Source organism: Flavobacterium hydrophilum (assembly GCF_003202405.1).
Taxonomy (GTDB): domain Bacteria; phylum Bacteroidota; class Bacteroidia; order Flavobacteriales; family Flavobacteriaceae; genus Flavobacterium; species Flavobacterium hydrophilum.
In genome coordinates this window covers 609,786-631,838 of the sequence record NZ_QJHL01000001.1, presented here as the reverse complement: position 1 = coordinate 631,838, position 22,053 = coordinate 609,786, and the positions used below count along the sequence as shown (strand labels likewise).

16 protein-coding genes are annotated in these 22,053 nt (G+C 33.3%); 14 read left to right on the top strand and 2 right to left on the bottom strand.

Annotated elements, in window-relative coordinates:
• Positions 1–33: 33 nt before the first annotated feature.
• Positions 34–174 (bottom strand): hypothetical protein, encoded by a 141-nt coding sequence (locus DMB68_RS23280; protein ID WP_165830081.1) that lies wholly within the window; start codon positions 172–174, stop codon positions 34–36.
• A gap of 297 nt (positions 175–471) precedes the next feature.
• Here DMB68_RS23280 and DMB68_RS02720 point away from each other — a divergent pair, with 297 nt between their 5' ends.
• Positions 472–2,160, top strand: coding sequence for a tetratricopeptide repeat-containing sensor histidine kinase (locus DMB68_RS02720; RefSeq protein WP_110345130.1), 1,689 nt, complete (start codon positions 472–474; stop codon positions 2,158–2,160).
• 53 nt (positions 2,161–2,213) lie between these two features.
• Here DMB68_RS02720 and DMB68_RS02715 read toward each other — a convergent pair whose 3' ends face one another.
• Positions 2,214–2,711 carry a metallophosphoesterase family protein gene (locus DMB68_RS02715; RefSeq protein WP_110345129.1) on the bottom strand — a complete coding sequence of 166 codons (498 nt, stop codon included), beginning with the start codon at positions 2,709–2,711 and terminating at the stop codon, positions 2,214–2,216.
• Between the two features lie 177 nt (positions 2,712–2,888).
• On the opposite strand from DMB68_RS02715, the gene truA reads away from it, so the two are divergent.
• The 13 genes from truA to DMB68_RS02645 all read left to right on the top strand — a co-directional run bounded on the left by truA (position 2,889) and on the right by DMB68_RS02645 (position 22,006).
• Positions 2,889–3,626: a tRNA pseudouridine(38-40) synthase TruA gene (gene truA / locus DMB68_RS02710; RefSeq protein ID WP_110345128.1), complete on the top strand. Its 738-nt coding sequence runs from the start codon at positions 2,889–2,891 to the stop codon at positions 3,624–3,626.
• An 86-nt stretch (positions 3,627–3,712) separates the two neighbouring features.
• Complete coding sequence (locus tag DMB68_RS02705) at positions 3,713–5,467, top strand: ABC transporter ATP-binding protein (protein ID WP_110345127.1); 1,755 nt, start codon at positions 3,713–3,715, stop codon at positions 5,465–5,467.
• A gap of 25 nt (positions 5,468–5,492) precedes the next feature.
• The gene (locus tag DMB68_RS02700; protein ID WP_110345126.1) at positions 5,493–7,073 is read left to right on the top strand and encodes a sensor histidine kinase; all 1,581 of its coding nucleotides are present in this window, start codon (positions 5,493–5,495) and stop codon (positions 7,071–7,073) included.
• A 79-nt stretch (positions 7,074–7,152) separates the two neighbouring features.
• A complete protein-coding gene (locus tag DMB68_RS02695) occupies positions 7,153–9,747 on the top strand; it encodes a zinc-dependent metalloprotease (protein WP_110345125.1) in 2,595 nt (864 codons plus the stop codon).
• A gap of 21 nt (positions 9,748–9,768) precedes the next feature.
• Positions 9,769–13,107, top strand: coding sequence for a SusC/RagA family TonB-linked outer membrane protein (locus DMB68_RS02690; RefSeq protein ID WP_110345124.1), 3,339 nt, complete (start codon positions 9,769–9,771; stop codon positions 13,105–13,107).
• Between the two features lie 11 nt (positions 13,108–13,118).
• Entirely contained in the window at positions 13,119–14,438 is a 1,320-nt protein-coding gene (locus DMB68_RS02685; RefSeq protein WP_110345123.1) for a RagB/SusD family nutrient uptake outer membrane protein, read from the top strand.
• Between the two features lie 142 nt (positions 14,439–14,580).
• Positions 14,581–15,345, top strand: coding sequence for a LytR/AlgR family response regulator transcription factor (locus DMB68_RS02680; RefSeq protein ID WP_110345122.1), 765 nt, complete (start codon positions 14,581–14,583; stop codon positions 15,343–15,345).
• Positions 15,346–15,569: 224 nt separating this feature from the next.
• On the top strand, positions 15,570–16,154 hold the full coding sequence (locus tag DMB68_RS02675; RefSeq protein WP_110346323.1) for an NUMOD4 domain-containing protein: 585 nt from the start codon (positions 15,570–15,572) through the stop codon (positions 16,152–16,154).
• Between the two features lie 385 nt (positions 16,155–16,539).
• Positions 16,540–17,928, top strand: a complete 1,389-nt coding sequence (gene lpdA / locus DMB68_RS02670) for a dihydrolipoyl dehydrogenase (protein WP_110345121.1) — start codon at positions 16,540–16,542, stop codon at positions 17,926–17,928.
• A gap of 601 nt (positions 17,929–18,529) precedes the next feature.
• Positions 18,530–19,114: a hypothetical protein gene (locus DMB68_RS02660; protein WP_110345119.1), complete on the top strand. Its 585-nt coding sequence runs from the start codon at positions 18,530–18,532 to the stop codon at positions 19,112–19,114.
• A 198-nt stretch (positions 19,115–19,312) separates the two neighbouring features.
• On the top strand, positions 19,313–20,440 hold the full coding sequence (locus DMB68_RS02655; protein WP_110345118.1) for a hypothetical protein: 1,128 nt from the start codon (positions 19,313–19,315) through the stop codon (positions 20,438–20,440).
• A 171-nt stretch (positions 20,441–20,611) separates the two neighbouring features.
• On the top strand, positions 20,612–21,358 hold the full coding sequence (locus DMB68_RS02650) for a DUF2314 domain-containing protein (protein ID WP_110345117.1): 747 nt from the start codon (positions 20,612–20,614) through the stop codon (positions 21,356–21,358).
• 81 nt (positions 21,359–21,439) lie between these two features.
• Complete coding sequence (locus DMB68_RS02645) at positions 21,440–22,006, top strand: Crp/Fnr family transcriptional regulator (protein ID WP_110345116.1); 567 nt, start codon at positions 21,440–21,442, stop codon at positions 22,004–22,006.
• Positions 22,007–22,053: the final 47 nt, after the last annotated feature.

Below are 22,053 nucleotides of genomic sequence, written 5' to 3'. Positions count from 1 at the left end.
ATCGCAAATTATATAATAGTTATATTTTAGTCATTAAGCTTCTACCTTTCCTCCTTTTCTATCTTTCTCTTCTTCTTCTTCCTCTTCTTCTTGTTCATCTGCAAAATAGAACTTTGTTTGTTCGTCGCTCGCTAAATCATAAATTTCCTCTACTTCTAAAAATCTCTTGATCATAATTGTTTTTATTTAAGTTAAATTTTCTTAATCATTTAAAAACTTTTGAATTATTTCTTAGGTGGGAATACTTCAAAATTTCAATTTATATATAATTACAATAATCTTCAGAAAAATTAAATGTTTCATCCTTTTAAACATTTAAAAGAACATGCTTTATATTTCATACAGACACATAGTAACAACTGTAAGACTAATTGCATTACAATAATAATATATATTTTTTTAATAAGAATAAATTTAATTATTAAATTTGAAACAAAATGTTAAAAACTAACATGTAAATTATTTATATAAATGCGTAGAGCAAGGATTATTTCATTATTGATTATATTACTAATTTGTTTTAGCAACTCTTTTTATTCTCAAAACAAAGCCCTTTCTAAAAATGAAATTGAGAAATTAGTAACTGATGCAACTAAAAATTGGAAAAATCAAGACTATGCAAAATCTTTAGCACAATCGAGAACCGCTTTAAAAAATGCCATCGCTATTAATGATAATAATTTAATTGCACGCTCTTATAATTTAATAGGAGTAAATTTTGATAATTTACTTATGCTTGACAAAGCATTTACCTTTTACCTGAAAGCCTTATACTACATTGATAAAACAGACAATAACACCTTTAAAGGAAGAATCAATAACAATTTAGCAAATATCTATTTCTTTGAAAAAAAGGAATACAATCAAGGCATAATTCACTATAAAAAAGCTCTTGAATATAGTAATAAATCATCCGATAAACTTAAAATATATCTTAGAAAACTTAACATCACATGGGCTTATTTTGAGATTGGAAATTTCGACAAAAGTTTAGAGTATTTCAAGTATATAAATCAATTTAAACAGCATGGGGATGAATCAACAGTCGTTGCCCTAAATATGTTAAACGGAGTTTATTATGATCATGTAAACGATACTGTAAAAGCAAATTTTTATTTTTTAAAAGCTATAAAATTAGGTAATAAAAGTTCTGAAAAATTTGATTTATCCATAACACATCAAAAATATGCTTCTTTTTTATTTAAAAATAAGAATTATGAAAAAGCTTATGAAAATATAATAGAATTCAATCGGCTTACCGAGGAAATAACCTCTTTGGCAAAACAAAAAAAAACAAAACTTGCCGGAGTTAATCTTGAATTGGATGAATACAAAAGAGAAGTTGACAAAATAGAAACAGAATATAAAAACAAGCAAAAAATATTGCTTGAAGAACAGTCACAACACAAAAAAGCTTTCAGCATCATTGTTATTTTATTTCTTATCATAACTATCTTTTTTTACTTTTTTTATCAATACACCAAGCTGAAACAAAAAAACAGGATAAAAAACATTCAAAATAAAATTCACCAAAATATAATTAATGCCAGCATCGACGGGCAGGAAAGTGAACGAAAAAAAGTCGCTTTGTTTTTACACGACACTATTAGTGCTTCTTTGTCATCTGCAGGCATGCATTTAAATGTGTTTTTATCACAACACAGTAGTGTTCCTGATGAAATCATAAAAACAAAATTTATTCTCGATGAAACACATGATAAAGTAAGGGATCTTTCGCATGATCTTCTGCCTACTTTATTGGTTCGTTTCGGATTGTTATATGCACTGGATGATTTATGCGAAAAATACTCAAATTCAAATTTACACTTTGAATATCTAAATACCATTTCAAACAAAAAAAGATATCCGGAAAAATTCGAAACGAGACTTTATTTTATCATTTCAGAACTTCTCAATAATATCATAAAACACAGTGAGGCCAACAGGGCTGAAGTTTCATTATCAGAAAGTAACAATGAATTAATTATTAAAATAACTGATAACGGAAAAGGATTTGATATTAATGATTTTAATTTTGTTGAAGGATTTGGCCTTAATCAGATAAAAGCCCGAATAAACAATCTGAATGGACATTTTAGAGTTAAATCAAAAATAAATGAGGGTACTTCTATTAAAATAACGGTTCCTCTTGGGGATTGAGTTCTTAGTGGTTAGTCCTTAGTAAATAGGGGTGTTTTTGATTACTCCAAAATCTAAACTCTTTTATCGATTTCGATGATTTCTAAATCTTTTATATTGTCTCCTTCAATTACAAAGCGCAACATCGTTCTTACCTGATGGAAACCGCTTTTGCCCGCTGCACCCGGATTCATGTGGAGCAGATTATTTTTTTTATCAAACATTACTTTTAAAATATGCGAATGCCCGCAAATAAATAATTTTGGCGGATTGTTATTCATTTCTTCCTTAATCGCAGGATTATATTTTCCGGGATATCCTCCTATGTGCGTAATCCAGACTGAAATATCCTCACAAAAGAAACGATTATTGAGCGGGAATTCTAATCGAGCCTGAGCATCATCGATATTACCATAAACACAACGCAGTGGCTTTAGTTTTTTTATGGTGTCGGTAACATTCAAATCTCCAATATCACCCGCGTGCCATACTTCATCGGCCTGTGCCACATATTTTAAAATAGTATCATCAATATGGCTGTGGGTATCGGAAAGCAGGAGGATTTTTTTCATTCTGAGGCTAAGATTTCGGAATGCTAAAATACAAAGATTCTTTCGTGAGCATGCAAAGTTATTCTTGAATTTATTTGTTTTAATTTTATTTTCTCGTTGAGGAGATAGACGCACTGCTGTGCATCTCTACGGAAAAAACTTTGTACCTTTGCAACTTTGTCACTTTGAACCTTTACTTTGAGATATTTTATTCACTTTGCTTATAACGGAACACATTATCATGGCTGGCAGTTTCAGCCGAATGCTGCATCAGTTCAGGAAACGTTAAATAAAGCACTTTCGGTTTTGCTGAACTCTACTATAAATGTCATGGGTGCCGGAAGAACTGATACCGGTGTTCATGCAGAAGAAATGTATGGGCATTTTGATTTTGAAACCACTATTGAAGTTCCGATTTTAGTACATAAACTGAATTCGTATCTGCCAAAAGACATTGCTGTTTTTGATTTGATTCAGGTGCATGATGATGCGCATTGTCGATTTGATGCTACAAAACGAACGTATGAATACCATATCAATACGGTTAAGAGTCCGTTTTTGGAAGGACTGAGCTGGTATGTGAATCAAAAACTGGATGTGGATGTAATGAATGAAGCAGCAAGGATTTTATTGAGGAATACCGATTTTCAATGTTTCTCAAAAGTACATACCGATGTCAATACATTTGATTGCACGGTTTTTGAGGCGTATTGGAAACAGGAAAATAATAAACTGGTTTTTACAATTTCGGCAAATCGTTTTTTACGAAATATGGTTAGGGCGATTGTAGGAACTTTAATTAATATAGGCCTGCATAAAATTTCGCTGGAAGATTTTGAAAACATTATTGCCAGCAAAAGCAGAGAAAAAGCGGGATTTTCAGTTCCTGCGCATGGTTTATATTTAACTAAAATTGATTACGATTACATAAAATAGCCCTGATTGCAACGGAAATCCTTTTTTGTTTTTTCTTTAAAAACAAAAAAGATTGAAGTGTAAAGCAGGAACAGCTCCTAAAATAAATGAAAGCAAAAGCATTTGATACCGGATTATTCAAACGGATTTTAAAATATACAAAACCTTATAAATGGCGCTATTACGGCGTTATTCTTTTTGCAGTATCCTTATCGGTTTTTGCTGCACTTCGCCCCTATTTATTGAAACAAACCGTTGATGGTTATATCAAGACACATGACAAACATGGTTTGCTGATGTACATTATTTTGATGGGTGTTGTTCTTCTAATGGAAGTTTTCTCTCAGTTCTATTTTGTCTATTGGGCCAACTGGCTTGGACAGGATATTGTAAAAGATATTCGGAACAAACTTTTTAAACACATCTTAAGCTTCAGAATGAAGTATTTTGATTTAGTTCCGGTTGGACAACTGGTAACCCGCTCTGTTTCAGATATTGAATCGATTGCACGTATTTTCAGTCAGGGATTATTTATGATTATAAGTGATTTGATGAAGATGCTTGTGGTACTGATTTTTATGTTTTACATGAACTGGAAACTCACCTGGATTGTGGTTGTTGCCATGCCAATTCTGGTGTATATTACCCGGATTTTTCAGCGTAAAATGCAGGTTGCTTTTGAAGAAGTGCGAACGCAGATTGCCAATATGAATTCATTCGTTCAGGAAAGAGTAACGGGAATGAAAATCGTTCAGCTTTTTAACCGTGAAAAAATCGAAGCTGAAAATTTTAAAACTATCAACGACAAACATAGAGTCGCATGGATTAAAACTATTTTATACAACTCCATCTTCTTCCCGATTGCTGATATTATTTCGTCTATCACTTTAGGATTGGTAGTTGTTTTTGGCGGATTTAAAATTCTTAACGGAGATAACTTTACGACTTTTGGAGATTTGTTTTCCTACACAATGTTTATTGGAATGTTGTTTAATCCACTGCGTCAGATTGCGGATAAGTTTAACGAAATGCAATTAGGAATGATTGCGGCTAATCGTGTTTTTGATATTATTGATACTCAGGATCATATTCAGGATACCGGAACTCTGGATGCACCTGTTTTTGAAGGAAGTATAGAATTTAAGGACGTTCGTTTTAGTTATATTCCGGAAGAAGAAGTTATAAGGGGAATTAATTTATCTGTTACCTCCGGTCAGACAATTGCAATTGTGGGCTCGACTGGTGCTGGAAAATCGACCATTATTAATTTACTGAACCGTTTTTACGAAATTAACAGCGGAACAATTTTTATTGACGGGAACAATATCGAAAATTATACTTTGGCTTCTTTACGAAAACAAATTGCCGTGGTGTTACAGGATGTTTTTTTGTTTGCGAATACCATTTACAACAACATCACTTTGCACAATCCCGAAATTACACGTGAGCAGGTTATAGATGCTGCTAAAAAAATTGGCGTACACGATTTTATCATGAGCCTGCCGGAAAATTATGATTTTGATGTAAAAGAACGAGGTGTTATGCTTTCTTCCGGTCAGCGACAATTAATTGCCTTTTTACGTTCTTATGTGAGTAATCCGAGTATTTTAATTTTGGATGAAGCAACTTCGTCTATCGATACTTATTCTGAAGAATTAATTCAGCGTGCTACAGAAACTATTACCAAAGGAAGAACATCGATTGTTATTGCACATCGCCTTGCAACTATAGTTAATGCAGATAAAATTGTGGTAATGGACAAAGGTCTGATAGTTGAGCAGGGAACACATCAGGAATTATTGACTAAAGCTAATGGCTATTATAAAAATCTCTACGACTCGCAATTTTCGGTTGCTAATTAGACGACTCCTATTTTATATACTTCTTTTGAAATTTAAATTAAAAAAAATAACATCCAGGCGTGCATTTTTTATATACGTCTCATTCATAATTTTAGTTACCGTTTCTTCTGTTTACATTTTTAGTAATTTAATTACTGACCTTACTGAAAAAGAAAAAGAGATTCTGGCACAGAATGACTTTATCAAGAGACAGGAATTCTTGTCGCAGGAGTTTTCAAAACTGCTGGAACAGGAAAACCGAATGAAACACGTTCTAAAAATTAGTAATCAGAAGAATTTGTCTTCTAATTTAAAGGTTTTATCCTCGGTACAGATGACCAATCCTTTGATCGTAAATAACTGGTTTCAGATTAACGATGAAAAAATTCAGTTTGGAACTGATTCTACTGCTACCCAGGCAGAAATTAATGATACTGAAAAATTTGTTCTTCAACATAAAAATGCAGACCATATAAGTACAATTGTTCGATTTGGAAAGGAATGGATCTGGCGGGTTTACTTTAAACTAATTTCAAAAAATCATACAACTGTCCGTTTCGGTTACGATATCAGTCTAAAAAAATTCCGCGATTATTTGTCTATTGCTGATAAAACATCGAATAACTACGCTTTTATTTTTGATAAAAAAGGAAGATGTATATATCACCCTGATTCAACTTTTATAGGCAAAAATATTTACGAAGTTTCTTCTATCCGCTCTCTTGATACTATTTACAGCAAAAAAAAGCATTTTGTAAAAAGAGTCACCATGTCTGAGTATTTGAAACTGGATGTAATCCGGTTTACAAAGAGGATTGATGTCAAAGGTTCTCACTGGTTTATATGTGTCAATTTTCCAAAAATATTTATTAATGAAAATGCTGATCGAATCAGAAAGTATTCAACGTGGATTTATTCGATTACAACTGTAATGCTCCTGTTGATTTTCTATTTATTCTCGTATGCAAACCGACGCGCTTATAGAGAAAAAGGAATCGCTATTAAAGAAAAAAACAGGCTTCGTGTAGAGAATGAAAAAATTGTAAAAGAAAAAGCCCTGATTCAGCTGCAGCAATTAAAGGAGCAGCTTAATCCACATTTTTTGTTTAATTCGCTCAACTCGCTTTATATGTTAATGGTAAGCGATGTTAAAACGGCACAGAAATTCACTTTGAATTTATCACGTATTTACCGTTACCTTATTGATCCTCCAAAAAAGAATATAGTTCCTCTTAAGGATGAATTACTATTTATCGAAAAATATATCTTTTTACAGCAAACCCGATTTAAGGAAGAATTGTTTTTTTTAATAAAAATCGAAGACGAGACTGCTTTAGAAAAACTTATTCCGTACCTGGCTTTTCAGGTTGTGGTCGAAAATGCTATTAAGCATAACATGGCAACACAGGAAAATCCATTGACTACACAAATTTTAATTCAGAAAGATCAGGTTATTATCAGCAATAATCTCCAAAAGAAAACGTACAGCGAACCTGGTGCCAGTTTTGGCTTAAAATACCTTTCCAGTATTTATACTTTTTATTCCAGAACCAATTTTGAAACCTCAGAAAAAGAAGGCAATTTCGTATGCATTTTGCCATTAATATCCATTCACTCCCAAAAATAAGCCATTCACTCCCTTTCCTTTTTTATTTGAGTACGAAAGAAATATTTTCGCGCTAAAATTAACCTAAAATTAACAACAAATGAGGGAAAAGGCATTCCTGCATCATGTAAAATTATTCTGTTTATTCATTTTATTATTATTCATTCCTGTTACGGTTCTTTCACAAAAGAAAAAGAAAAAAGACGCAGAAACTGAATTAGTAAAAAAAGATTCTACTGAAGCCAAAAAAGGAAAAAAATATAATGACCTTGTAAAAAAAGGAACTGTAAAAAAAGGGCTCTTCAATATTATACAAGTTAAAACTGATGTTTATTTCGAAATTCAGGACAGCTTATTTAAAAGAGAGTTTTTAGTTGTAAACAAAGTATCACAGGTTCCTTTTCAGATAAACGAATATGGCCTAAACAAAGGAATGAATTATGAGAACAAAGTCATTAGTTTTCATAAAGATACAATTGCAAATAAAGTTTGGGTTAAGTCTTATCTCCCAAAAGTTTCTTCTCCTAAAGATGATGCTATAACAGCTTCTGTAAAAGATAATTTTTCAGAATCTATTATTGAGGTTTTTGATATTGAAAGTAAAAATAACGACTCGACTTCGGTTGTTATTAAAGTAAACAAAGTTTTTGACGGCAAACAAAAGAGTTTCAACGACTTAATAAGCAATACTGGATTAATCAATTCTGTAAAATCTGATTTATCCTATATTGAAACCACAAAATCGTTTCCTAAAAACATTATTGTAAAGTCGCAGTTAACGACTTCTATTCCTGAAGACGGAATTCTAACATCAGTAACCCTTGGCGTTACAAGTAATATTATTCTATTGGACAAAACCCCAATGAAACCTCGTTTTTCTGATAACCGTATTGGGTATTTCACTGAAAAGCATTGGTATTTTGCCGATGCACAGCAGGCAATGCTTGAAAAAGAATTGATTACACGCTGGCGTTTAGAACCCAAAAAAGAAGATGAAGAACGATATTTAAAAGGAGAATTAGTAGCGCCTAAAAAGCCAATCGTGTATTATATTGATCCATCAACCCCAAAACAATGGAGAAAATATATTATTGACGGTGTTCACGATTGGCAAACGGCCTTTGAAAAAGCTGGTTTTAAAAATGCTATTATTGCAAAAGAACCTACTGAAAATGATTTAGATTTTGACATTGATGATGTACGTTATTCTGTAATTACCTATGCGGCATCTCCAAAATCCAATGCTATGGGGCCATCTGTTGTTGACCCGAGAAGCGGTGAAATTATTGAAGCAGACATTATCTGGTGGCACAATGTGATGACTTCCCTTCAAAGCTGGATGCGTATACAGACCGGTCCGATTGATCCGAAAGCCAGAGGAAACACTTTTAGTAATGAACATATGGGAGAAGCAATACGTTTTGCATCGTCTCACGAAGTAGGACACACATTTGGTTTAAAACACAATATGGGATCTTCGTTTGCTTATGATGTTGAGTCTTTACGTTCTAAAGAATTCACGGCAAAAATGGGCGGCACTGCTCCCTCTATCATGGATTATGCCCGATACAATTATGTAGCACAGCCGGAAGATAGCGTTACGGTTATTACCCCTAAAATTGGGGAATACGATAAGTATGCCATCGAATGGGGATACAGATGGTACTCGCCTAATGAAAACGAAACAGTTAAGCTAAACACTCTGATTGCCAAACACCAAAACGATCCTGTTTATTTTTATGGTGAACAGCAGGGAGAAGTAATTGATCCACGTTCACAGTCTGAAGATTTAGGAAACGATGCTGTAAAAGCAAGTGAATACGGTTTAAAAAACTTAAAACGTGTTGTCGATAATATATTAAACTGGACATACGATAAAGATCAGTCTTATTACGAAACAGGTAAGCTTTATATTGGAGCTATCGGACAATGGCAAATGTACAATCGTCATGTGATGAACAATATTGGAGGTATTTACCTGAACAGAACTGTTCACGGCGATAACAAACAAAGTTATGTTCCGGTTCCTGCAGCCATGCAGAAAAGAGCAGCCGATTATTTACTTAAAAATGCACTTACGATTCCGCAATGGTTATTCTTTAATGACATTTTAGACAAAACAAATCCGCTGAAAGATACTCCTCTTGGACCCTATGAGTACACTCCGTATACATTATCAAGAGAATTACAATATGATATTATATATAAATTATTAAGCGATGATCGTTTGCTTCGAATGACAGAAAACGAATTATACCAACGAAATAAAACCAATGAGAAGGTTTTTGCCGTAAATGATCTGTTTAAAAAAATGCATCAGAATGTATTTTCAGGAACTATCCAAAACAAATCACTTACTATTCTGGAACGTATGACACAAAAGAATTATGTGGATGTTTTAATTATTTCGACAAATAAATTATTTGAAAAAACAGACCCTAAAAACATAATCGACTTACGAGAAACATTACAAATGCCTCATTTATGTTCTCTGGATGATGAACATATGGCAAGAAACATCAATCAGTCTTTTTTAAAAAGAGTTACAGAGGTGACTTCTGATAAAAAAGGAGAATTGGGCAAAGTACTTCAATTGTTAAGAACAAAAAGAAGTACAGGAGATCAATCGACCCAAAACCATTACCGCGATTTGATACAACGAATCGAAAAAGCCCTGAATAATACAACCTTTTAATACATAACCCAATCCAAAAACATGAAAAAAATTCTACATGCCTTACTGCTGTTCCTGGCCATCGCAGGATATTCGCAGGAAACCCGAACGATTACGGGAATAATACTGGATGAAAGTGACAAATCCCCTATTCCTGGAGCGTCTATTTTTGTCGAAAACAATTCCATTTCCAATAAAACTTCAATGGCTGGAATTATCCAGAGTTCAACTATCGGAACTACTACCGATTTTGATGGAAAATTTCAATTAAAAATAGCAAAAAATGTAACTTCCCTGAGAGTAACTTTTATGGGATATGTTTCTTATACTTTAGATCTTTCAGCACAGAGAGATTATACTATCAATTTAAAGTCTGAAACAGCAAAACTTCAGGAGGTTGTTGTAACAGGTTACCAAAAAATTGAAAAAAGAAAGCTTACTGCAGCAGTTACTAAAATCGACATGGCTGCCATTCAGCAGACAGGGGTTTCCAGTATCGACCAGTTATTGGTAGGACAGATTGCGGGGGTTGCTGTAAGTACACCATCCGGAGCACCTGGGGCACCTGCAAAAATCAGAATCAGGGGTACTGCTTCTCTAAGTGGCACACAAGATCCGTTATGGGTACTTGATGGTTTACCATTAGAAGGAAATGAAGTTCCTAAAAACTTTGATAAAGATAATATCGATGTATTAAGCAACTATTCTATTTCTGGTTTAAACCCGGATGATATTAAAGATATTACCATTTTAAAAGATGCGGCTGCAACTGCTATTTACGGCGCACGTGCTGCAAATGGGGTGATTGTGGTAACTACTAAAAAAGGTAAAGCCGGTAAAATGGTTGTTAATTTTAACACCAACGTATTTATTACACAAAGACCTGACTTTTCTAAATTAAACTTGATGAACGCAAGCGAAAAGGTTGATTTAGAACTTAACATGGCAAGTCGTTCTGATTTGACTTACAGAGACTCAGGCGGAGAGATCGCGCGTATCCTTAATGGAGCAAATGAATTAGCAGCCTTCAGAACAGGCGGATTCTCTTCTTTGAGTCCGGCGACACAACAATCTATCAATGATTTAAGAAATAACAATACAAACTGGGGCAACTTATTATACCAAACTGCTGTAAATACACAGCACGGTTTAAGTTTATCAGGTGGCGGAGAAAAATCAGATTACTATTTCTCTTTAGGATACTATGATGAAAAAGGAACAACCGTTGGAACAGGATTTAAACGTTACAACTTAACCTTAAAAAACAACTTTGAGATAACCGACAAATTTAAAGTTGGTGTTGGTATTTTTGGTTCTGAAAACAAATCCACATCTTATCTAACAGATTCTTACGCATTTACAAGCCCTTCTAACTATTCCAGAAATGTAAATCCATATTTAGTTCCATTCAATGCTGACGGAAGCTATAAATACGACGATGATATTGTAGGCTATTCAGAGCGTAAAGTACCTTTTAATTTCTTAGAAGAAAGAGCAAATACTTCTCACGAATTAAAAACTAGGGCTATAAAAGCCTTATTGGATGCTGAATACAAAATTACTCCGGATTTAAAATTAACTTCTCAATTAGGTTTACAATTAGATAATTCAGCTAGCGAAAAATTTGCTGGTAAAGACACTTATTATACCCGAAACCTAAGAGAAAAATCGAGCTATTTTAGTGGTGGAAATCAGCTGTATTTCCTTCCGGTTGGTGGTGTTATTCAAAATTTAAATACAGATTTTTTTCAGTACAACCTGAAAACAATGGCAAATTTCTCTAAAAAAATAGGCGAAAAACACGAAATCGAAGCAATGATTGGTAATGAGTTAAGAAGAAATTATTCAACATCTATTGCAACTAAAGGATTTGGTTTTGACGAAAAGAATTTAACAACACAACAAATTGTTTTTCCAAATACAGGTTTCGCAAAAGAATCAGATTGGATAGCATACGCCAAAGCTAAAAATGAAAATGCATTTGCTTCTTTCTTCGCAACTGCTTCGTATACCTACAACAGAAAATATAGTGTATTTGGAAGTGTCAGATATGATGGTTCTGACTTATTTGGTGTAGATCCTAAATATAAATATTTGCCACTTTGGTCAACATCTGCTTCATGGGCAGTTTCTGAAGAAGATTTCTTAAAAGACAACTTAACATTATCTAACTTAAGACTTCGTGCTTCTTACGGTTTACAAGGAAATATTGACAAAGGCACTTCGCCTTTTGTAGTAGGTAAAAACAGTACAACGATTATCCTTCCTGGTCAGACAGAACCAACAATTGTTGTTGAAAGTCCTCCAAACGATAAATTACGTTGGGAAAAAACTACCAATACCAACATTGGAGCCGATATTGGGTTATTTAACAATCGTATCAGCATTGTGACTGATTTGTACGGAAGAAAAAGTAAAGACTTAATTGGTTTAAGATCTCTTCCTTTAGAAAACGGTTTTGAGTTTACAAACATGAACTGGGCACAAGTAAGTAATAAAGGTTATGAAATCACTTTATCTACAAAAAATATTGATCTTCCAAATTTTAAGTGGAATACTAGTATCAACTTTTCTCACAACAAAAGTAATATTGATCGTATAGAGGTTCGTGATACAGATTATTTACCAAACAGAGAAGGCCGCCCTGTAAATGCTGTTTTTGGATTTAAAACGAAAGGAATTGATGAAAACGGATATCCTTTATTTGTAAATAAAAAAGGAGAAACAGTAAATTCTCAAACATTCTTTGGTTTATATGATCCTTTTGCTGACTTTTTCCCAGGAGAACTTACACAATCAAATCTAACAGCAAGTGAGTTCAGAGATTTGTTTACTTACTTAGGTGATAGAGATCCTAAATTTACAGGAGGTCTTACAAATACTTTCAAAGTTCATAATTTTGATTTAACAATTGCGGCTTCATTTAATATCAAACAAACTGTAACAAGAACTCCTCCTTATAACGGAACATTAGTAGACAGAGGACAAAATTACAGTAGAGATATTTTAAATGCATGGTCTTCAACTAATACATCTTCTAACTTACCAGCAATTAATGGTAAAGATTCAGGAACAGGAGACTCTTACATGCCATATTTATGGTATTCTGGCGGAAATCAAATGCCTACCTTAAATTATTTAGATACATGGGCCAGTGAAATGAGTTATATGAGATTAAGCAGTATGCGTTTAGGTTATACATTCCCTAAAGCATTTACAGATCAAATCAATATTGCGAGCATCAGATTCAATGTTGAGGCAAGAAACTTATTCGTAATTAGTTCTGATTACAAAGGTTACTTTGACCCGGAAACTTTCGGAAACATTTATGCACAACCAGTTCCTAAGTCATTTACTTTAGGATGTAATGTAACTTTCTAATACAATTAAAGATGAAAAAATTCTCAAAATATATAGTACTTTTCGTTGCAGCCATTGCAGTAAGCAGCTGTGATGATTATCTGGACATTACTCCGGTTGGGCGAGTTATTCCGGAAACATTAGATCAATTTCGTGCAGTTTTAACACAAGGATATACTGTTTATCCAGAGCATAAATCATTGACAGCAGTTCGTACAGACGAATTAACAATGAATGAGTTTAGTGATGAAATCAACGTTTATAAAGATATTTATACCTGGAAAGATACTAATCCGGATCGTATAACAATTACGTTCCCATATCAGGATTTGTATACTGTGATTTTTTACACAAACGTTATCATTAACGAAGCGTCTAAAAAATTAGCTGAATCTCCAGAAAAAAATCAATTAGTTGGAGAAGCTTACGCTTTAAGAGCTATGGCTTATTTTGATTTGGTTAACCTTTTCGGGAAACCTTATAATGCTGCAACAGCTAGTTCAGATAAAGGAATTCCATTGGCTTTAGAAATAGATTTAGAGCAAGCATACGTTCCTCAAAGTGTTGAAGTAATTTACAACCAAATTATTTCTGATACTGAAAAAGCTAAAGATTTTATTAACGTAGATTCTCAAGTAACAGGTAAAAATTACCGTTTCTCTAAAGTGGCATTATACAGTTTAGAAAGCCGTATTTACTTATACCAGCAAAAATGGCAAAAATCTTTAGATGCTGCAAACAATGCTTTAGCAATCAACAGCAATTTAGTTGATTTAAAAACAACTCCTGTTTTTGCAACTAAATATGATTCCAAAGAATCTATTTTAGCTCTTGAACTTACTTATATAAATGGACTAAAAGGAGCTTCATATGCTTCGCCAGAATTAATTGCAGCTTACAACAAAACAACTGATTTACGTTTTCCTCTCTACTTTGTAGCCAGCGGAAGCCGTTTCAGAATTCAAAAAGGAGCTAATGACGAGCAAAAATGTTCTTTCAGAACTTCTGAATTATATCTGACAAAAGCTGAAACTTCATTAAAACTGAATAATATTTCTGATGCTAAGACAACTGTTTTAAGTTTCATCAAAAACAGATATACAGCAGCTGCTTACACGCAGCTTGAAAGCGATGTTAATAGTATGAATGGGGTAGATTTAACAAGCTTTATTTTAGAAGAAAGACGCCGTGAGTTTGCTGTTGAAGGACAACGCTGGTTTGATTTGAGAAGAACTTCTCAAAAACAAATCGTTCACACATTTGACGGTGACACTTATACATTGATCCAAAACGATCCTCGATATACCATTATTTACCCGGCAAACGCGAGATTAAACAATCCCAATCTATAATACCTATTAAATCCCAAAAAAGGTCCAGTTGCGAAACTGGGCCTTTTTTATTTTAAAAATGTTGTAAAAAAAGCAGAGTCAACTATATTTGCAAAATATTTTAAGGTTTAAGATGAGCTTTAAATTTATCTCAAAATAGAAGATGAAAATTGCAATCGTTGAAGATGAATATCTTGCTTCAAGTTATTTACAATCCATTTTAGAGCATCAGAATGTTTTACAAATAGCTCAGACTACCGTTTTAAAATCTGTAAAAGAAGCTGTTGCATTTTTTAACGAAAACAATGTCGATTTAGCTTTTATGGACATTCATCTCGGTGACGGAAAAAGTCTTGAAATTTTTGAGATGGCCACGGTTTCCTGCCCGGTCATTTTTATTACCGCTTACGATTCTTATGCCATTTCAGTTTTTAAGCATTTTACCATTGATTATCTTTTAAAACCTTTTGAAGAGCAGGAACTTTTAGAAGCCTTACTCAAATTTCAAAAGATCAAAGACAGTTTTAATACCGATGCAACCCTGCAATCGCTTGTGGCACTGGAGAACCCTGAAACATCTAAAATACAGCGACATTTTCTGGTGAATCACGGATATAAGCTGATTTCGATAAATGAAACGGAAATCACTTATTTTGCTGCATCCGGAAAGCATTTGTTTATTTATACCAAGTCCGGAAACAGTTATTTATACGACAATACCCTTACAGATATAATCAACTCCCTTGATCCATTCTTATTCTTTAAAGTAAATCGTAAATACATCGTAAGCAGAAATATAATCAAGGAAGTCGTAAAACATTCCAATCAGAAAATTGAGCTCACTCTTACCGTTCCGGCTGTAGAAAATGACCCAATTATAATTAGCAAAAAAGAAATAAACAATTTTAAAAATTGGCTCGACCAATAAATTCAGGCACTTTTCAGTTCAAAAATGCATTCGGAAATATCTTAAAAACTCTTATATATTGTTAATTTATAACTTTTAACTGACGAAAACAGCATCATAATGTTTTTAAAAGTTAAAAAAGCGTTATAAGAATCATAAAATTCACACTTCATAATCAAGCAGATAGCTTTTTTTTCTTTGAAATTGTATCTTTGAGATAACTAGAATTTCAAATGCAAAAGAACATGCCACAGATTAGATTTTATCCAAATGAAGAATTCAAAGAAATAGAAATTAATGAGTCCTTACAATTTAGATATGCCATTTCAAACAAAGGAAGACTGATTAGCTTTACAGACGATATACAAAACGGACGCCTTTTAAAAGGAGGTTTGAGTGACGGATATCCCACCTTTAGATTCAAAGTCAGACAAGATGATAAAATTGTCAACAAATACCTTTTTCTTTACAAATTAGTTGCCCAGTATTTTATTCCGAAACAATCAGAAGAACAGACTTATGTGCTTCATTTAGACTATATCCGAAATAACGACGATGTCAACAACCTGCGCTGGGCCACAAGAGCCGAAATGATTGCACACAGCCGTAAAAGCCCGCATGTTATTCAGGCAAAAAAGAATCTGATTGAGCACAACATAAAATCAGACGGAAGAAAATTAACCACGACAAAAGTAATGCTGATCAAAAAAATATTAGCACGACCTGAACAAAAAACACGTCTTAAAATGATTGCAAAACAATTTGGTGTCAGCGAAATGCAGATCAGACGCATTGCCAGCGGTGAAAACTGGGGACATGTAAAAATTTAATTGTGAATTGTTAATAGTATTATTAATGATATCACGCTGAGCAAAGTCTAAGAGCTGTAAAAGTTCCTTGGACTTTGTTTTTTTGGAAACAGTTCATTTTTCAGATTTATCTTCAAAATTTCCACTTACAGTTCATAATTCACAATTTGCAATTAACAATTCATTGGATTTCTGTGAAAAAGCCAAAGCAATAAGCGGTAAAAATAAATTTTTGAACTATTTTTTAAAATAAATCCTTAAATTCGCAAGCACAAATAACAAAGAAAAATCGGAAAGTGAGTTTCGGAATTATAAACTCATTTTCGGCATTTAAAACTAAAAACCAAAAAAATGACACGAGCGTTGGCGACTGCATTTTTACAAATAACAAATAAATAAGCAAAAAATGAAATACGACGTTATTGTTTTAGGAAGTGGTCCTGGCGGATATGTTACTGCGATTAGAGCATCACAATTGGGCTTTAAAGTAGCTGTAGTTGAAAAAGAAAACTTAGGTGGTGTATGTTTAAACTGGGGATGTATCCCAACAAAAGCATTACTAAAATCGGCTCAGGTTTTTGATTACCTAAAACATGCTTCTGATTACGGATTGACAGTTTCTGAGTTTGACAAAGATTTCTCTGCAGTAGTACAACGCAGCCGTGGAGTTGCTGAAGGAATGAGCAAAGGAGTTACTTTCCTGATGAAAAAAAACAAAATCGACGTTATTGAAGGTTTCGGAAAACTTAAACCGGGAAAAAAACTTGACGTTACAGACAAAGACAATAAAGTTACAGAATATAGTGCAGACCACATTATCATCGCTACAGGAGCTCGCTCTCGTGAGTTACCAAACTTACCTCAGGATGGTGTAAAAGTAATTGGTTACCGTCAGGCAATGACGTTGCCAACACAGCCAAAATCTATGATTATTGTAGGTTCCGGAGCTATTGGAGTTGAGTTTGCTCACTTTTACAACTCAATGGGAACAGATGTTACTATTGTAGAATTTATGCCAAACGTAGTACCGGTAGAAGACGAAGATATCTCAAAACAATTTGAAAAATCTTTGAAAAAAGCAGGTATCAAAGTAATGACCAATTCATCTGTTGAGAAATTAGATACTTCAGGAGCTGGTGTTAAAGCAACTGTAAAAACAGCTAAAGGAGAAGAAATCCTTGAAGCTGACATCGTACTTTCTGCAGTTGGAATCAAAACAAACATCGAAAATATCGGTTTAGAAGAAGTGGGTATTGCTGTAGACCGTGATAAAATCTTAGTAAACGCTTACAACGCAACAAATATTCCTGGTTACTACGCCATTGGTGACGTTACTCCTGGGCAGGCTTTGGCTCACGTAGCTTCTGCTGAAGGAATCAACTGTGTGGAAAAAATCAAAGGTTTACACGTAGACCCAATCGATTACGGAAACGTTCCGGGTTGTACGTATGCAACTCCTGAAATTGCTTCTGTAGGTTTAACTGAAAAACAGGCTAAAGAAAAAGGATACGAATTAAAAATTGGTAAATTCCCATTCTCTGCTTCAGGAAAAGCAAAAGCTGCCGGAAATGCTGACGGATTCGTAAAAGTAATCTTCGATGCTAAATACGGAGAATGGTTAGGATGCCACATGATTGGTGCCGGAGTTACAGATATGATTGCTGAAGCAGTTGTAGCCCGTAAACTGGAAACTACAGGTCATGAAATCTTAAAATCCATCCACCCTCACCCAACTATGAGCGAGGCAGTAATGGAAGCAGTTGCAGATGCTTACGGCGAAGTAATTCACTTGTAATACATACCTTTTAGGTTATATATAATTCAATTCAAAAAATCCGATTTGTGGAAGCAAGTCGGATTTTTTTATGGGCATGCCCCGCAGAAAAAGCGGGTCGGGCTATTCGCTAACAAAAACTACGGCTAAAAAGCCTTGTTTTTCTAAATCGGGAGATATCGCTGCTATCCCTCATGCGGCATCCGGTTTCATGATTGAATTACTCTTTTTTAAGCACTAAAAACGCCTGATTAATCAATAATACTTTTTGAGGATTTATAAGAAATTATTATATATTTGATGACAATAAAATCTGACATTTTTCAGACACAGCCACCTAATTTTAGGTAGATAAGTTTAATGTTGTCAGGTAAACATACAATTTGTGTGCATTGTCTTCTATAAACCTTAAAAGAAACAAAATGAGGCTTACTAAACAAATTATCGGATATATTTTACTTGTTAACGGAATTATCCGACTCTCTCTTAAATGGTATATTTTAAAAAGAATTTGGGAAAAAGGCTTCGATAACTCAGGGATAGAATATCTTTTTATACCCATCCTGCTTATATGTATTGGACTACTATTTATATTATATAATCAAAAAAAGCCAGCCAAAATATGAAAACAAAACTTTTAATAGTAATGATATCTTTCTTTTTCGTCATGTCAAAAAGTAGTGCACAACCCAACACTAATAAAGATCAAATGAGTAATTCATCGATTTTTAGCGGGATACTAAGCATCAATAATTGGGTGAAAAAATTGAACCAAGAGTATAAAAACTTAATTGAAGAAGAAAAAATAGACGAATGCATCCTTCGACTTGGGTATTTGGGCTCAGATTTGGAATATATATGCATAGCGAAAAGAAAAATAATAATTTTAGTTGAGAAAGGTGAAACTACTACTCTCTCAAGTAAAGTGTCTGACGTTACCTCGTCAGCAAATGATCTCGAAAATAACATAAGAATGCTCAAATCACTTATAAATGATAATAGTGAAAAACTTGGAAAATTAGATTTAAACAGCGTTGACGAAGGGCTTTTTACTGAAAAAGCAAGAATGCACGTATTGATGGCAAAAGATATAAAATCATCTGACTTCAAAAAACTAAAAACTGATACAGAAAAAGCGATTGAAATTTTAGATGAAACTAAAAAAGTAGTCTGGGAATTAAGGGCAAAATTACTGAAAAAAAACTAATTCGTGCAAATGTCACTGCACACAACCGCCTTTAGCGGTATGTGCTGGTGCTTGTGCGGTTGGCGTTTTTTCTTCACGAAAAAACTGTATGGTGGCATAGAGAAATCAGCCCGCTTTTACACACCTACGGCTAGCGGTCTAACGTTATACGCTAGTAAAAACAACTTCAATAAACAAAATGAAAAAAGATAATACCAAATGAAAAAAATAACACTCCTACTCCTTACATTATTCATTACCAATTTTAATTATGCTCAAAACATAGTACTTGACAGTTTAGTTCAAAAAAATGGTTTTCCTTTCCAAATTGATAAAAACATTTCATTTCAGGGAAAAGGATGGGATGTTTTACTAAACGAAATAAAACAATCTAATTCTGTTTTATTGGGAGAAACTCACTCTACAAACGAAATTCCTTATTTCACAAATGCTGTTATCAATGAGGTTCAGTTTGATAATTATCTTCTTGAAGTTGATCCTTATTCAGTAGATATAATCGAAACTAAAATTAAATCACTGTCTACTGAAAAGCTTAATCTTTTTGTTAAAGAATATAGTACAAACTTTTCTTTTTTGGAGTATGAACCCGAATTTACTTTGTTTAAGAATTTAGTAAAACGTAATACCAAAACATATGGTGTCGAACAAATTAGCATTTTTGCAGATCAAATGATAATTTCAAATTTAAAGGAAACTTCGAAAAATAAAAAAGTGATTGAAATATATGATCAAATGCTTCATAATTCCAAACAAAGTTCGTCAAAAGAGGGTTTAGAAAAATACTACATGCTTTCTGAAGATTGCCTTCAAAAAATAGATTTGTTGTTGCAGTTAAAACTTTCCGATAAAGAGCGAAAACAGATTGAAGCATTAAAGTTAAGCAGAGAGATTTATACTAAGAGAAATCATTCCTTAAGGATTCAACTGATGAAAAGCATCTTGCTAAACCAAATGCCCGATTGGAAAAACAAAAAGAATCTTTTCAAATTTGGTGCGGTGCATGTGCCAAAAGGCGAAACTATATTAACAAAAACGGATATATATGATATCGGTAACTTAATTTCTAATATTGAAGAGGCAAATTATAGGAAATCGTTACATATAATGCTTGTTGGAAAAGGAGAAGATGACAATGATAACAGTAGTTTTAAATCTTTTCTTAATCTTTTAAAAGATGACCAATGGTACTGTTTTGATTTAAGGCCATTAAAGAAATCTATTTTACAAAACAAGCTAAAAGTAGATGATGTATACTTATCGAGAATTATAAAGGGTTATGATTATCTTATTTATATTCCTAAAGTAACTAAAAGTAAAGATCTCTAAGTAGAATAATAAAAGGAATTAAATATACACAATCCATAACAAAATCCGATTTGCAATTGCAGGTCGGATTTTTTTTACCATAAAGTATAAACTTCTACTCTAATTAAGTTACTTCAAAATTGTTTTTTTGATGTAATAAAAATAAATTTATATAATATTAAAAATGATAAAATGGAAAACACCCCTATATTTTTTGCAGACGGCGAAAGCCCGAAAATGATTGACGCCTTTAAAAGAGCACAGGAAACTTTTAAGTATTTCTGGAGAGAATTATCCTGGGAATACCGTCGTATCATTCCCGGACTCGATGTTGCCTGTGTAAAATTAGCTTTTACTCAGGAAGTTGATAATGAAACTATCGTAGAGCATATGTGGATCAATGACATCAACTTTGATGGTGAAAAAATCTATGGCATTTTAGTAAATGATCCTGATGAACTAACAAATATAAGCAACGGCGATGAAGTAGAAATCCCCTTGAATCAAATCAGTGACTGGTTATTTGCGAGTCAGGGAAAAACATACGGCGGATTTACTATACATGCTATGCGATCTGAAATGACTGAAACTGAAAGAACCGAGCATGATGACACATGGGGCATGGCCTTTGGAGATTTTAATGATATCCAGATCGTTTCTGACCAAAAAGAAAAACCTGAAAATTTGATTGAGCATCCGATGAGTATAAACATGAAAGAAAGCCTGATTGAATTCTTAAAAAAAAATCCAGAGGAAATCAACAAAAAAGATGATTTAGGATATACATTTTTACATCGGGAAACAATAGCAGGAAATAGTACTTCTATACAAGTTTTGAAAGACTCCGGAGCTGATATTAATGCAAAAACCAACAACGGGAAAACAGCACTCGATTTTGCCAAACAACTGAACTGGGAACATTTAATTCCTTTATTATAAATAGTGGAATAATCCACAAGAAATAAATCCGATTTTGAAAGCAGAATCGGATTCATTACCAAACAAAATAATCAACAAACTATGAAAATTCCAACACCTATGAATGAAAACGAATGGTCTTCCATAAAAAATACTGGAACTACAATTCATTTGAAAAAAGATGAAATAATTTTCAGGGAGGGTGACAAAACTGATACAGAAATTTTTATAGAAAGTGGAGTAATCAGAGGTTTTATTGTAGATGAAGCAGGTAATGAAAAAAGTACTTCCTTTTTTGAGGAAGGAAGTTTTATGAGTACGTTGTCCCTTAGAACCCAAAGTTCTCTTTCTGCTTATAATTATCAGGCTTTATGTCGTACAAAGTTATTGGTGTTCGATTCAAAACAATTGAAGGACTTATTATCTAAAACCAAAAAATTATCTGAAATAGGCAAAGCCATAAAGGAAAGAGAATTGACCAGACTTATAAACAGAGACGATTGCTTAATGCAAATAAAAGCTATAGACAAATATCAGAAGTTTATTAAGTTTTATCCCAATTTAGAAAAGCAGGTTTCACAACATCATATAGCCTCGTACTTAGGCATTACCCCTGTTTCTCTCAGCCGCTTAAAAAAATCAATGCTCATACAAACTGATAACAATTGATAACACAATTAGGAATTTACTAAAATAATTTTGTGAAATATTAATCC